Raw genomic sequence first — 14707 nt, forward strand, 5'->3', positions numbered from 1 at the left:
GTTCCGGCTGACAGAGGAAATTTAATGACTATGCCGCGACGATCCGCCCGATGAGTAATGATTTTGACGCTTCTCCGTGGGTACACTCATCGCCGCCAAAAAATCTTGCATTCGTTGCGACCGAAACCGCCAATGCTGAAGAAGCCCTGGCAAGGCTTGTGCGTCGTTACGGCAACTGCCCGGTTGAAGAGGCTGAAGTTATTATCTGCCTGGGCGGGGATGGTTTCATGCTGGAAACGCTCCGCCTGGTGATGGACCAGCCGGTGCCCGTATATGGCATGAACTGTGGCTCTGTCGGGTTTCTGATGAACCCGTTTGACGAGGACGATCTGCCCGGGAGGCTTATCGCCACGCAAAGCGCTGTTTTACATCCTCTCCACATGCGCGCGACCTCTGCCGATGGCAGTGTTCATGAAGCGAACGCTCTGAACGATGTCTTTCTGTTTCGACAGACCCGACAGGCCGCGAAAATCCGGATTGACGTGGATGGCCGTGAGCGGATGCCGGAACTGATCTGCGATGGCGTCCTTGTTGCGACGCCGGCAGGGTCTACGGCTTATAATCTTTCAGCGCACGGGCCTATCGTGCCTCTTTCCGGCAATCTTCTTCCCCTGACACCGATCAGCGCCTTCCGGCCTCGTCGCTGGCGCGGTGCGCTGCTGCCCTCAAACGCCGTGGTGACATTCTCCATTCTGGAAACGGAAAAACGACCTGTCGCCGCAGTCGCCGATTTTACCGAAGTCAGGGATGTCATATCCGTTGTTGTCAGAGAAAATCCTGTGCAGTCGGTCATGGTGCTGTTTGATCCCGGACAAACGCTTTCCGAACGTATTATCACCGAGCAGTTCTCTGCATAGAGGCCATCGCCATGGACCTCATTTTCCGCATTGTCGCTCAGGGAGCATGATCATGAACGGATGGACGAAAGCAAAGAACATGGCCCGACGCACATTTCTGCGGCAAAGCTCATGCGCGGGTATGGTCATCAGCGCTGCGAGCCTGACTGCGTGTGCAAAAGAGAGCCGATCCGCAGATTTCGACGCGCCGGACCGGCTCCTGCGTGATGCAGTGGAGCGCGGCAGTATCCCGGGCGTGGTCGCGGCGATTGGTCATAACGGCGTGATCGTGCACCGTGTTGTCATGGGACGGCGTGCTCTTGTTCCGGTTCCCGAAGCGGAAACATGGGACACCCGCTTCGATATGGCTTCTCTGACCAAAGTGACCGTCACAGCCCCTGCGGTCATGCAACTCTGGGAGCAGGGGCTGTTTCAGCTTGACGACCCGGTCGCACGTTATCTTCCGGAGTTTGGTCAGAATGAAAAACAGGGCGTCACAATCAGGCATCTTCTCACGCATTTCTCCGGTCTGCCACCTGATGTTGATCTGACTGACGCCTGGACAGGCAAAGATGAGGCTGTCAGTCGTGCGATGCGCGCCAGACTGACAGCCCCGGTCGGTACAAAATTTATTTATAGTGATATCAACTTCATCACTCTCGGCTTACTGGTGGAAAAACTCAGCGGATTATCCCTGAATGTTTATGCAAACCAGCATATTCTTGCACCGCTCGGGATGACTCAGTCGGGATTCCTGCCGGATGCGTCTCTGCGTCCGCTCATTGCGCCGACGCAGTATGATGAAGACCGTATTCCTCTGCGCGGTGTCGTTCATGATCCGACGGCGCGCCGTATGGGCGGCGTGGCAGGTCATGCGGGGTTATTTTCATGCGCACAGGATATGTCTCTCTACGCCCGGAATCTGCTGGACCGTCGCGCGGGACGACCAAGCACTTATCCGCTGAAGAGTGAAACTGTGCTCATGATGACAACGCCTCAGCAGCCTGGGACACAGGATCTGCGCGGGCTTGGCTGGGATATCGGATCGCATTATGCGACGCCACGAGGAGATATCTTCCCGGTGGGGTCCTTCGGGCACACGGGGTACACCGGGACATCCCTGTGGATGGACCCAACCAGCGACAGTTTCGTGCTGATCCTGACCAATCGCGTGCACCCCGCGGACACGCATGGCAAAGAAATTGTCCGGCTGCGACACGATGTCGCCACAGCGGCAGCCAGAGCCTTGGGACTGACGGCGTGACCGGAAACGAATGACAGATCAGACTGTTCTCTGACCACCCACCCAGACTTCATCAACGTGAAAATCACGGTTCAGAACAACAAGATCCGCTCGCAGGCCGCATGAAACTGTTCCGCGATCATATAATCCCAGGTAACGCGCCGCATTGGTGCTGACCAGAGCCGCGGCCTGCGGCAGCGACATGCCGCCGCTTTTAAGTGCGTTTCTCAGTGCGACATCGAGAGTCAGCACGCTTCCGGCAAGCGAGCCTCCGGGAAGACGCACGGCTCCGTCACGGATCATGACGTCCTGGCCACCGAGCTGACTCGGTCCTTCGGGCATGCCGGCCCCACGCATTGCGTCTGTGACGAACAGAAGACGCGAGCCCATAACACGATGCGCAAGACGAAAACTCGCCGGATGAACATGATGGGTGTCGTAGATCATCTCAGCGTAAGCCGCTTCGCTGCACATCAGTGCCGTAACGGGACCAGGCCGTCTTCCCTCAACCGGGGCCATCGCATTGAACAGATGCGTTGCACCGACGGTGCCCCCTGCCGCGCAAACGGCGCAGATGGCCCGCATGGCGCCGTCATAATCCGTCACGGTATGACCCAGGCTCACGCGCACACCGGCCCCCGCGAATGCCGGAATAGCTGTTTCGGCGTGTTCCAGTTCCGGGGCAAGCGTGACCACACGGACCACACCGGTTGCAAGAGCTTCTGCCACGCGCTCCGGAGAAGGAGAAATGGCGAAAGGGGGCTGCGCTCCAAGTTTGTGCGGACTGACAAACGGGCCTTCCAGATGCACGCCATGCACGCGGGGACCACTTTTGATTCCCGTCCGGCACACCTCCGCGACAGCGTGCAGGGCGCTCATCACATCCGCCCAGGGCCGCGTGATGGTGGTCGGCAGAATTGTTGTCGTTCCGTGAGCCATATGATAACGTGAGAGATGATGAATGGCCTCCACGCCGTCCATTGTGTCCGCGCCATCGCCGCCATGAACATGGCCATCAATGAACCCCGGCAGGATGTACCGCTCAGGGGCAGAGGTGTCCGGAACAATTTCGTCGATACGACCCTCAAATGAAAGACAGCCCGGCAGAATCCGGTCCGGCAGGACGATCTGGCCGGAAAGTTTCATTTTTCACTCCTTTTAAGGGACGATGTCGTATTAATCGCGCGTGGAGAGGCCGTTTTTCAGACCTGCTCCCGGAAAAGACAGAATGACACCTCTGGCAGAGCCGCGGAAGCCGGCTTTGGCAAGTGGTTATCATGAGTGATCTTAATACTCGACAACTGTCCGGATGCTTTCCCCTTTAGCCATCATATCAAAGCCCTCATTGATACGCTCAAGCGGCAGCGTATGAGTAATGAGATCGTCGATGTTGATCTTATGATCCATATACCAGTCAACGATTTTCGGGACATCCGTACGCCCCCGGGCGCCACCGAATGCAGAGCCGATCCAGCGGCGACCTGTCACAAGCTGGAACGGACGTGTGCTGATTTCCTGCCCTGCCGCGGCTACACCTATGATGGTGGAAACGCCCCATCCACGATGCGCGCATTCGAGCGCCTGACGCATCAGTGTCGTATTGCCTATACATTCAAACGTGTAATCGGCGCCGCCACCCGTCAGCTCGATAATATGGCCGACCAGATCACCATCCGGTCCCAGATCTTTCGGATTAACGAAATCGGTCATACCGAATTTACGCGCAATGCCTTCGCGCGCCGGATTGATGTCCACCCCGATGATTTTGTCCGCGCCGACCATCTTTGCGCCCTGGATCACATTCAGGCCGATGCCACCGAGGCCGAAGACAGCCACAGTCGATCCCGGCTCGACTTTTGCTGTAAACAGTACGGCACCGATGCCGGTGGTCACACCACAACCGATGTAGCAGACCTTATCGAACGGGGCGTCCTTACGAATTTTTGCCAGTGCGATTTCCGGCAGGACAGTAAAATTCGCGAAAGTCGAGCAGCCCATATAATGATGAAGAGGCTGGCCTTTGAACGAAAAACGCGAAGTTCCGTCGGGCATGACACCTTTACCCTGGGTGGAACGGATCGCGGTGCAGAGGTTGGTTTTGCGCGACAGGCAGGACTTACACTCGCGGCATTCGGGCGTGTAGAGAGGGATCACATGGTCGCCAGGCCGGAGATGTTTCACTCCAGTTCCAGCCTCGCGAACAATCCCAGCTCCTTCGTGCCCCAGAATAGCCGGAAACAGACCTTCAGGATCCGCTCCTGACAGGGTGTATTTGTCTGTGTGACACAGGCCTGTCGCCATGATCTCAACAAGAACCTCGCCCTCATGTGGCCCTTCGAGCTGAACCGTCTCGATCTCAAGGGGATGGCCTGCCTCAAAGGCCACCGCGGCGCGTACGTCCATCGTTTATTCCTCTTTTCAATTGCGGTCTGAATTCAGTGAAGGCGTTGTATATACCCGAAGATGAATAGCAGCCGGTTGCATGACTTCATATGCCTGAAGCTGAATCATTCTCCCTGAGTAATATTTCTTCTGATCTGTTTCGTGTTATCCACTATAATGGAACACAGTCCGAGAGATGTGCTCAGACAGGAATATCGAGACCTATATCCAGAGCCTTTACACTGTGAGTAAGCCAGCCCAGTGAGAGGACATCGACGCCTGTTTCAGCAATGGAACGGGCTGTTTCCGGCGTGATACCACCGGATGCCTCGGCGATAGCGCGATTATTGATGAGAGCAACAGCCTTTTTCAGAGTCGGAATATTCATGTTATCGAGAAGGTAAGCATCGGCAATATCGCAGGAAAGTGCTGCCTTGAGCTGGTCGAGCGTATCGACTTCCAGTTCTATTTTGACGAGATGCCCGGTCCGCGAGCGAACTGTTTTAAGAGCTGTCGTGACATCGCCACCACAAAGAATGATGTGGTTGTCTTTTATCAGAATAGCGTCATCAAGACGGTACCGATGATTGTAACCTCCTCCGGCGCGAACAGCGTATTTTTGCAAGGCCCTTAGTCCGGGAAGGGTTTTTCTGGTGCAGGCAACACGAGCTTTCGTGCCGGAAATGGCATCTGCGATCTGTCGTGTTGTCGTCGCGATTCCGCTGAGGTGAGAAAGGAGATTAAGGGCTGTCCGTTCGCCCCCAAGAACTGTTTCTGCTTTCCCTTCCACCGTGGCGATGAGGGTGTCAGGGGAAAGTTCGTCGCCATCAGTGATCTGTGGTTCGAAGCGGATTTCAGGATCAAGGAGGGTGAATGCCAGGCGAGCGCCCTGCAGACCAGCGAGAACTCCTGCTTTACGAGCCCGAAATTCTGCCCGCAATGTTTGCCCGGGCCGGACGAGGGCCTGAGTGGTAATGTCGCCACCGATTCCGAAATCTTCAGCGAGAGCGCTGCGGATAACCGGTTCCCACAAGAGATCAGGCAGAATCATTACAGACATTGTTCGGGAACTTTCGCAAAAGTGAGGTCTCTGACAGTAATCGTTTGCCGAAGGGCGCCGTCTCCGAAACTCTCTTTGCTCTTATGCATCGGAGGTCGCGCCGCTGAAACGTCATCGGCACGATAATGACTGCCTCTGCTTTGATGACGGTTTAACGCCGCCTGAGCAACCAATGCCGCTATCAGCGCATTCTGATCACAATCAGTATGTGGACTGAGTGTTTGCAGAAGCTGTTTCAGACCAGCAGCATTTCGCAGGATTCCGGCATGCTGCATCAGCATATTCCCGACAGTGAAGCTGGCGGACAATCTGGCAACAGAAGCCGGGCAGGCCATCTTTCCCGCTCCGGTCCGGATGCCTTTCAGATCCCGCGCAACCCACTCTCCGCTGACAAAGGCCTCAAGCAATGAGTTGCTCGCCAGCCGGTTGGCACCGTGCAGGCCATTGCACCCGGCCTCGCCTGCCGCCCACAGCCCGGGAAGAGAACTGCGCCCCCGGCCATCCGTCGCGATACCTCCCATATGATAGTGCATGGCCGGACGAACGGGAACGGGCTGCTCCTCCGGATTAATACCGACAGCAAAACAGGCCGCCGTAATACCAGGAAACAGTTGACTGAAAGGGCCCGCCGAAAGGGAACGCGCGTCCAGAAAGACTTTGTGCCCTTCCTGCTGATGAGCGGCAATGGCGCGCGCAACCACATCGCGCGGGGCGAGTTCGTCGGTGAAGTTTTTCCCGGTTTCATCTACGAGACGTGCCCCTGCCCCACGCACAGCTTCACTGATCAGTGGTCGCCGGCCCGGATATGCTCCGGCATCAAGAGCGGTCGGGTGGAACTGCGTGAATTCCATGTCAATCAGCTCGACTCCGGCCCGTGCAGCGATCGCCAGAGCGGAACCGCTGCATCCCATGGGGCTTGTGGCTCCGGTATACAGCGCGCCAATACCACCGCTTGCGATGATGCAGGCCCGGGTGGAAATAAATCCCTGGCTGGTTGAAACACCCCCGATTGCTCCATTTTCCATATGGAGCCCTGTGAGCTCAGTATTTTCAAGAACTGTAATGCGAGACGTATTTCTCACCCGCGCGATCAGTGTTTTCATGATAGCCGCGCCGCTGGCATCACCATTTGCATAAACAATGCGCGGTCGTGAGTGCGCGGCTTCAAGATGCAGTGACAAAGCGTTATCGGACGTTCTGGCGAAGGGAACACCCCACTCCAGGAGTGTCTCAACAGTTCGCGGGCCGGCGGCCGTAATCCGATTCACAATGACCGGATCACAAAGACCGGCACCGGCCGCCATGGTGTCGGCAGCATGGAGACCCGGAGAATCATCGGGACCAACGGCAGCAGCCAAACCACCCTGCGCGAGACTGCTGGCGGCATTATCGCCAGGCAGACCGGCGGAAAGCAGGACGCAGGGGCGATCAAGATGCAGGGCCGTCGAAAGCCCGGCGAGACCGGCGCCGGCAATAACGGGCAGGTCAGTATAACGGGACAGAATATCCATATTTTCTGCCTTCATGATCGGGTTCAGACGTCAGGCAGCCAGCATACGCTCGACGGCCTGACGGGCACGATTCTGAAGATGCGCAGGGATAGAAACGGATGTTTCCATCGTTTCCAGAGAGTGCCTTATCCCCGCGAGTGTTATACGCTTCATATGCGGACAGAGATTACAGGGACGCACGAAGCTGGTTGCAGGAAAAAAAACCGAGAGATTGTCGCTCATGGAGCATTCCGTGACCAGAAGCACTTTCCCGGGCTGTTTTTCAGCGATGTAGTCCTGCATCTGAGCCGTGGAACCGGAAAAATCAGCTTCCGCAACGACATCCGGCGGGCATTCAGGATGAGCGATAACAGTGACACCTTTATGTATACGCCGGTATTGACGGATTTCCTGCGGCGTGAAGCGTTCGTGAACTTCACAGTGGGCAGGCCAGGTGATCATTTCGATACCGGTTTCGGCTTCGATATTTCGGGCGAGAAACTCATCAGGAATCATGATGATCTTTGAAACACCCAGGCCTTCCACAAGACGTTTTGCGTTGCCGGATGTGCAGCAGATATCGGATTCCGCTTTGACAGAGGCCGTGGAATTTACGTAGGTCACAACCGGGATACCCGGGTGAGCGGCCTTCAGAGCACGGACATTTTCAGCGGTGATTCCTTCAGCAAGGGAGCAGCCGGCGCGTGTGTCAGGGATCAGGACAGTCTTTTCCGGATTCAGTAACTTGGCAGTTTCCGCCATGAAATGCACCCCGGCCATGACGATCACACTCTGATCCAGTGTCTGGGCTGCACGGGCCAGAGCGAGGCTGTCTCCACGAATATCGGCGACACAGTGGAAGATCTCAGGTGTCTGGTAATTATGCGCGAGGATGACAGCGTCGCGCTCTTTTTTGAGGCGCAAAATAGCTTCGATGTCGTCCGCATAAAGCCGCTCCCAGTCGTCGCGATGCATGAGATGCGAGACAGGTGCATAGAGTGCGGCACGGTTGTCGGTGAGAGTTTCTGACATGGTCGCGCTCCTGCGCGCTATTATACTCAACATGAGCATATATAAGACACTGCGTCATTGATGCAAGTCCCGGCATATACACGTTTTCATGAGGCAGCTACGATCGGCTCCAGCGGCAGTTTCGCTCCGGCGAGATAACAGTGTTCGGCTCCGGCCGGATCAAAACGATAAAAACGTGCCGGTCTTCCCTGCCCTGCCTGCTCATAACGGCCTGTTTCAGTGACCAGGTGCTGGCTGAGCACAAGACGCCGAAAGTTCTGTTTGTGCATGGGACGTCCGGCTAGGGCTTCCATCGCCTGCTGAAGCTGAAGCAGGGTGAAATGGTCGGGCAAAAGGTCAAATACGGCGGGCGTATAACGAATACGGGCGCGGATGCGGGACATGGCGGTGGCAAGCACCCGACGATAGTCTTCATCCATGCTCTTACTGTTCAGCATGAAACCGGCAGAAAAGCGAGATTCAGCAACCATACCGGCTTCCCACAAAAGTTCATATCGCTGAAGGACAAGTTCGTCGTCCCAGGAATGTCCATCAAGGCCAAAGGCTATGACGCAACGACGATGACGGTGAGTATGCGCGGCTGACCAGTCGCTGATATGGGCAATGATGCGGGTCAGAAGCGGGTTCACGTCACTGCTGCGGCGGTCTTCCCAGGGCAGGTAATCGTAGACAGACCGCCAGTCCCCTTCTTCGCTCCAGATGCTGGCCAGTGCCATATAAGAAATGCGCACCAGCCGTGTTCCGCTTTCATCCAGCGTATCCCCAAAAGTATAGAGCTGTTCGATATGACCAAGTCGAATACCAGTCTGCTGCTCGACCCTCGCCCGGAGGTCTTTTTGCAAGGATTGATGACCTGACTCTGCGGGGCCTGATGGCAGAGACGAGCCATCCCGGAGCGTCAGAATACCGGGATCACCATGCCTGATGGTCATGAGGACGGCAACAAGATCGGCACTACACAGGCCTGGAGTCGTCATAAAGTTAGCAGCATTCCCTCAGATGGCTGATTACGCAAACACAGATTTAGCATACAGCCGGTACAGCGCAATTCCTGCACGCGCACCCTGGGAAAGCTTTTTTCGGGGAAAATTTAAGAAGATAACAAGAAACCGAATTTTTATTTATTTCGATTTATATCTCACACCAGAAAACACTCTGGTCTATTCCAATTATGTAAAGGCTTCGAGCAATGAACCGACACTCTCGACATTACCACAATGATCCTCTCAGTTCAGATGTCTGGAAGAGCTTTGAGAAAAACATTTTACGGCTGGATTGAACTCAGGACTACAGGGTGAAGGGAACAGGGGGGTGCTCCGATGTTTCGACAGCCCCTGTATCCGGAGACCACTCCCAAACGCCCGCACTGACGGCCAGAAAGGGTCTGCTTTTTCGCTGTATCTGCTGTGACCCAGACTACATCCGAGGGCACTCCAACGATTTTCGCCCTATCGGGACCACAACCAGAGTTAGTTGATAATCAGCATACGGATCGACGATGAGCGTTCGACAACATTGATGGCGACCTCTTCACCTGTACGGACGATCCGTACAGTAAGAGACTCACCTCCAACCGCAAGATTGAAAAGAACAAGCGTGTCTATCGATTCCGGCAGGCTGGGTCTTACAAATTCAACAGTGACAGTTCCGGGATCGTAACGCAGCCCGAGAATGGCCTGAAGAAGAGCAGGAAGGGTCGCTGCGGCCCAGGCCTGCGGAGAGCAGGCAACGGGATAGCGTACCGGCCCTTCAGAACGTGAACGTGTAAAACCACAGAATAGTTCAGGGAGTCTTCTGAGATCTGTATAAAGGGCTGCATCAAACAAAGCCTGAAAGATAAGGGTCGCCTCTTCCCGAAAACCATGTCGCGCGAAACCCATGGCAATCAGGGCGTTATCATGAGGCCATACGGACCCGTTATGATAAGCCATCGGATTATAACGGACCTCCCCTTCCGGAATGGTGCGAATGCCCCATCCGGAAAAGGAATTACGATTCATAAGGGTGCTGACAACCTGCGCCGCACGGGTAGCCGGCGCAATATCAGTTAAAAGAACATGTCCGGCGTTTGAGGAACGAATGGCACATTGTTTTTTATTTCCATCAAGTGCGATAACATAGGTTCCGATATCGTCGTTCCAGAATGTCAGATTGAATGAGACGCGAAGCGCGTCAGCTTTTTCATCCTGGTGGGTGGCATAAGCTGTCTGCCCAAGACGACGTCCGATCTGAGCAGCGGCACGCCTGGCGGCATAAACGTAAGCCTGAACTTCGCACAAGGCGATGGGACCTTCGGCGAGAGTCCCGTCGGCGTGAAAAATGCTGTCGTAGCTGTCTTTCCAGCCCTGATTGACAAGTCCGTCCCTGTTGCGTCGACCGTATTCGACGAAACCGTCTCCGTCCCGGTCGCCAAAACGCTCGATCCAGTCAATTGCACGGGTAACATGGGACCAGAGTTCGCTGAGTGTGCCAACATCGCCGGTGCGTTCAAGGTAATCACCGGCAAGCATGACAAAAAGTGGCGTGGCGTCGACAGAGCCGTAATAACGGCGGAAGGGCACCTCACCGAGTTCGGCCATTTCGCCAAGACGCACTTCATGCAGGATTTTACCCGGCTCGGCATCAGCCTGGGGGTCTTCCTTATCCGCCTGGTTCAGGGCAAGATATTTCAGTACGCCTTTGGTAATAAGCGGGTCCAGCCAGAGAGTCTGCATGGATGTAATGAGGGCATCGCGTCCGAAAACCGTGCTGAACCATGGCACACCCGCATAGGGGTAAGGTCCGGTTTTTTTCTCGGTCAGCAACATATAGATGTCGCAGATCGAGCGGCGGATTGCTTCATTAAAGATTTCGTTTGATGTGGCGATGGCCGTGGCGCGGGACGAGGCCAGACGGAGGGCACGGCGCGCCGCGACGGCACCCTGAAGAAAAGCACGACCGGGAGGAACTGTGCTGCAACTTGTCGGATCGCACTGAACCTCGACATGGATTAGAATTTTCTGTCCTGGCTCAATAGAAAAATCAAATGTGGCATGATCGGAAGACAAGGTTTTCGGTGTGGGTGAAAACAGTATCCGAGTTGTTCGGATGCGGTCATCCAGCCCGCGATAGGAGAGGCTGACATCACTCTCACCCAGCTCAGGCTCCAGATTTTCACCCCGTTTTTTCCGTTTCATGCCACGGGCTTCGAACAAATCCGCAAAATCCGCGAAAAAGCGCAGATCACAGGAAATATCGTGACGTGCAACATCGAAATTGCGGATTTCAATCCGTTCGAAACATTTCCCTTCCCACAGAAACCGGGAACGCAAAACATGCAGGAGATCGTGAGCGAGCCGGGTTCCATCGTTCAGCGCGAGGGTTTCATTAGTAAGGTTGACCGACAGCATCACATTATTTTCACGCACGACAGCAGACAGCAGGACGGGCCGCTGACCTCCGAGCCGGAAGGTAAGACCGGACAGGTAACGCGTGTCATGATAGTAAAGCCCGTCCGCGATATCCTGCCCCCAGAGTATATCGCCAGTCTGATCAAAAACTCCGAACAGATCACCCTGCTTAAGGGCATGGATACGGCGGCTGGCGAGCAGGGAGCTGCCACCAAGCGAAAACTCATCAAGCTGAGAGGGTTCCGGAATCGTATGTGGAGAGGGTGGCGGTGTGTCGGCACGGGCCGATGATATCACGTCATCCGGATGCTTTGAGTTGATCTGAGTTTCCACCATGGGAACCGACTCTCCCTTTCTGCCTGCTGCGCTGGCCCTGATCGCGACATATTCGATATTTGATGAATCACCTTGGGTGACGACTCACCTGCACATACCCGCAACCGTATCACTATTCTCCACAATCTGAACGCGCGGGCCGGGACAAGGTGACGTCAACTCGCGAAAATTTTTCTTTCTTTCTTCAAAGCTAACAGGCTGTTCATGCGTTGTTCGCCTGACCTTAACGGAGATGTCTTGATGGCAACCCTTCATAAGCCCCGGAACGGGGCGGAATGGGCCACCGTTTGTGTGGCTGTTCTTCTCATTCTGCTTGGCCTTCCGCTTTTCATCATGGGCATACAACTCGCTATGATCGGCGGATCTTTTTATTATGTTCTGTTTGGAGCAGCCCTGATTGTAGCCGGCGCGTTAATGCTGACGGGCTCCGTTAACGGAGCCTTTCTTTACCTTGCGGCCTGGGCACTGACATGGCCCTGGGCATTCTGGGAAGTGGGTATGGATGGCTGGGGGTTGCTGCCCCGCCTTTTCGGTCCGACGATCATAGCCATTGCCGTTGCGCTGACCATTCCGACTCTGCGTCGCATCGGAAGCCCTGTGATGTCGTCGCGCGGGAGCATGGTATGATACATAAAACGTCCCTCATGACAGCAACGATCCTGTTCGGAGTTGCTGTCATCCCGGTTGCTTTGACGGCTGTTCCCGCAGCTTTTGCCCAGACGCCCCCGAGTAACAGTGCACCGGGACCGGGAAATGCTACAACCGGCCATGATGCGGAAAAAAGTTCCGATAAATTCGATGCGCCGTCGCCCTATGCACCGCAGGCACCCGGTGTGAATGCAGCAAACATTCCGGACGGACCACCAGCAGAACCGAGCGAACCCACACCTGCCGTCAGTCAGATCAGCAGCAACCCGGATCATGACGACTGGCCAGCTTACGGACGCGACTCAAATGCTACGCGCTATTCGCCACTCGACCAGATTACACCCGAAAATGCAGGGCGTCTGAAGCGCGCTTTCGTTTATCACACAGGCAGCAAGCCCGCACCGGGACAAATCAACAAATGGGCGGCCGAGACGACACCCATCAAGGTGGGAGACGGACTTTATACCTGCTCGGCGCTTAACGATATCATCAAACTTGATCCGGCGACCGGCAAAGAAATCTGGCGCCATAATTCGGACGTCAAATACGACAGCATTCCCTATACAGCAGCCTGTAAGGGAGTGGTTTATTACACCGCTTCGACCGTGCCGGAGGGGCAACCGTGCCATAATCGAATTCTGGTCGGAACCCTCGATATGCGGCTCATTGAAGTGGATGCTGACGACGGCAAACTCTGCGAGGGCTTTGGTTATCACGGCCAGGTCAATCTCATGAAAGGCATGGGCGAGTCAGTGCCTGGTTTCGTGGCCATGACGGCTCCTCCACCGATTGTGAACGGAGCAATTGTCGTCAATCACGAAGTTCTGGACGGACAGCGTCGCTGGGCGCCCTCAGGTGTGATCCGTGGCTACGACGCCGAGACAGGCCGCTTTCTGTGGGCCTGGGATGTAAACCGGCCAGATCAGCATGGAGAGCCTCAGCCCGGACAGCACTACAGCCGGGGCACGCCGAATTCCTGGGCAGCCATGACAGGCGATAATGAGCAGGGACTGGTCTATGTTCCGACCGGCAACTCGGCGGCAGACTATTACAGCGCACTGCGGTCTCCGGAAGAGAACAAGGTCTCATCGTCAATTGTCGCGATTGATGTAAAAACGGGCTCCCCTCGCTGGGTGTTTCAGACAGTGCACAAAGATGTCTGGGATTACGACATGGGATCTCAGGCAACGATGTTTGATTTTCCTGGCAAGGACGGACCTGTTCCGGCACTGATCGTACCGACGAAGCGGGGACAGACTTTTGTTCTCGATCGGAGAGACGGCAAGCCCATTCTTCCGGTCGAAGAGCGGGCCGCGCCGACGCAGACGGATGTTCCCAACGATCCACGGTCTCCGACGCAGCCCTGGTCTGTCGGGATGCCACGTCTTGGCGTGCCTGATCTCAAGGAAACGGATATGTGGGGCATGTCTCCCATTGACCAGCTCTACTGCCGGCTGAAATACCGGCGGGCCAAGTATCAGGGTGAGTTTACAGCGCCTGAAATCAGCCGGCCCTGGCTGGAATATCCCGGCTACAATGGCGGAAGTGACTGGGGCAGCATGGCATACGACGCCCGCTCGGGTGTGCTGATTGCCAACTGGAACATCACACCGATGTATGACCAGCTCGTGACGCGTAAAAAAGCTGATCAGCTTGGGCTGATGCCTGTTGATGACCCAAACTTCACTCCATCTTCCGGAGGAGCGGAGGGCGCGGGTGCAATGGCAGATACTCCATATGGCATCGTCGTTTCTCCTTTCTGGAACGAATTTACCCATATGATGTGCAATAAACCGCCCTATGGAATGCTGACGGCGATTGATATGCACACACAAAAAGTTCTGTGGCAGCACCCGCTGGGCAGTGCCCGGGCAAACGGACCATGGGGGCTGCCGACACATCTGCCTCTGACTATAGGCACACCAAATAATGGCGGACCTGTGATAACCGCAGGCGGTGTGATCTTTGTTGCTGCAACCACCGATGATCTGATCCACGCTTTTGACGCGAAGACGGGAAAAGAACTCTGGAATGACGTGCTGCCCGGCGGCGGACAGGCGACACCTATGACTTATGAGTATAAGGGGAAGCAGTACGTGGCCATCATGGCGGGCGGGCATCACTTCATGATGACACCGGTAAGTGATGCACTCGTGGTCTATGCTTTACCAGACAGCAAATAATTCCGGGTTCTGATCCGGGCTTAACTGCTGCCTGTCTCTTTCGGTCACCTCGGCCGAAAGAGACTTTTTATAAAGCATCACTTTTTTACCGTAGCTGATCTGGAAAAA

At 55.4% G+C, this 14707-nt stretch carries 11 protein-coding genes; 4 read left to right on the forward strand and 7 right to left on the reverse strand.

Annotation, left to right across the window (positions count from 1 at the left end; translation table 11 throughout):
- Positions 1 to 50: 50 nt before the first annotated feature.
- The gene (locus tag GOB90_RS07205; protein ID WP_146886992.1) at positions 51 to 857 is read left to right on the forward strand and encodes an NAD kinase; all 807 of its coding nucleotides are present in this window, start codon (positions 51 to 53) and stop codon (positions 855 to 857) included.
- A gap of 79 nt (positions 858 to 936) precedes the next feature.
- On the forward strand, positions 937 to 2100 hold the full coding sequence (locus tag GOB90_RS07210) for a serine hydrolase domain-containing protein (protein WP_373322101.1): 1164 nt from the start codon (positions 937 to 939) through the stop codon (positions 2098 to 2100).
- Positions 2101 to 2118: 18 nt separating this feature from the next.
- Here the strand turns inward: GOB90_RS07210 and nagA are convergent, their stop codons facing one another.
- The 7 genes from nagA to GOB90_RS07245 all read right to left on the reverse strand — a co-directional run bounded on the left by nagA (position 2119) and on the right by GOB90_RS07245 (position 11768).
- Complete coding sequence (gene nagA, locus GOB90_RS07215; protein WP_146886994.1) at positions 2119 to 3225, reverse strand: N-acetylglucosamine-6-phosphate deacetylase; 1107 nt, start codon at positions 3223 to 3225, stop codon at positions 2119 to 2121.
- Between the two features lie 141 nt (positions 3226 to 3366).
- Positions 3367 to 4482: an S-(hydroxymethyl)glutathione dehydrogenase/class III alcohol dehydrogenase gene (locus GOB90_RS07220; RefSeq protein ID WP_146886996.1), complete on the reverse strand. Its 1116-nt coding sequence runs from the start codon at positions 4480 to 4482 to the stop codon at positions 3367 to 3369.
- A 181-nt stretch (positions 4483 to 4663) separates the two neighbouring features.
- Positions 4664 to 5521: a carboxylating nicotinate-nucleotide diphosphorylase gene (gene nadC, locus GOB90_RS07225; RefSeq protein WP_146886998.1), complete on the reverse strand. Its 858-nt coding sequence runs from the start codon at positions 5519 to 5521 to the stop codon at positions 4664 to 4666.
- Entirely contained in the window at positions 5512 to 7047 is a 1536-nt protein-coding gene (locus GOB90_RS07230) for an L-aspartate oxidase (protein ID WP_242011865.1), read from the reverse strand. The genes nadC and GOB90_RS07230 overlap by 10 nt, the downstream gene beginning before the upstream one ends.
- 15 nt (positions 7048 to 7062) lie before the next feature.
- Complete coding sequence (gene nadA, locus GOB90_RS07235; RefSeq protein WP_146887000.1) at positions 7063 to 8043, reverse strand: quinolinate synthase NadA; 981 nt, start codon at positions 8041 to 8043, stop codon at positions 7063 to 7065.
- Positions 8044 to 8129: 86 nt separating this feature from the next.
- Complete coding sequence (locus GOB90_RS07240) at positions 8130 to 9020, reverse strand: NUDIX hydrolase (protein WP_146887001.1); 891 nt, start codon at positions 9018 to 9020, stop codon at positions 8130 to 8132.
- A 492-nt stretch (positions 9021 to 9512) separates the two neighbouring features.
- On the reverse strand, positions 9513 to 11768 hold the full coding sequence (locus GOB90_RS07245) for an amylo-alpha-1,6-glucosidase (RefSeq protein ID WP_146887003.1): 2256 nt from the start codon (positions 11766 to 11768) through the stop codon (positions 9513 to 9515).
- 240 nt (positions 11769 to 12008) lie between these two features.
- Here GOB90_RS07245 and GOB90_RS07250 point away from each other — a divergent pair, with 240 nt between their 5' ends.
- A complete protein-coding gene (locus GOB90_RS07250; RefSeq protein ID WP_146887005.1) occupies positions 12009 to 12395 on the forward strand; it encodes a glycerol dehydrogenase in 387 nt (128 codons plus the stop codon).
- A gap of 17 nt (positions 12396 to 12412) precedes the next feature.
- A complete protein-coding gene (locus tag GOB90_RS07255) occupies positions 12413 to 14599 on the forward strand; it encodes a pyrroloquinoline quinone-dependent dehydrogenase (RefSeq protein ID WP_146887114.1) in 2187 nt (728 codons plus the stop codon).
- The last annotated feature ends 108 nt before the right edge of the window (positions 14600 to 14707 follow it).

Source organism: Acetobacter oeni (assembly GCF_011516825.1).
Classification (GTDB): Bacteria; Pseudomonadota; Alphaproteobacteria; order Acetobacterales; family Acetobacteraceae; genus Acetobacter; species Acetobacter oeni.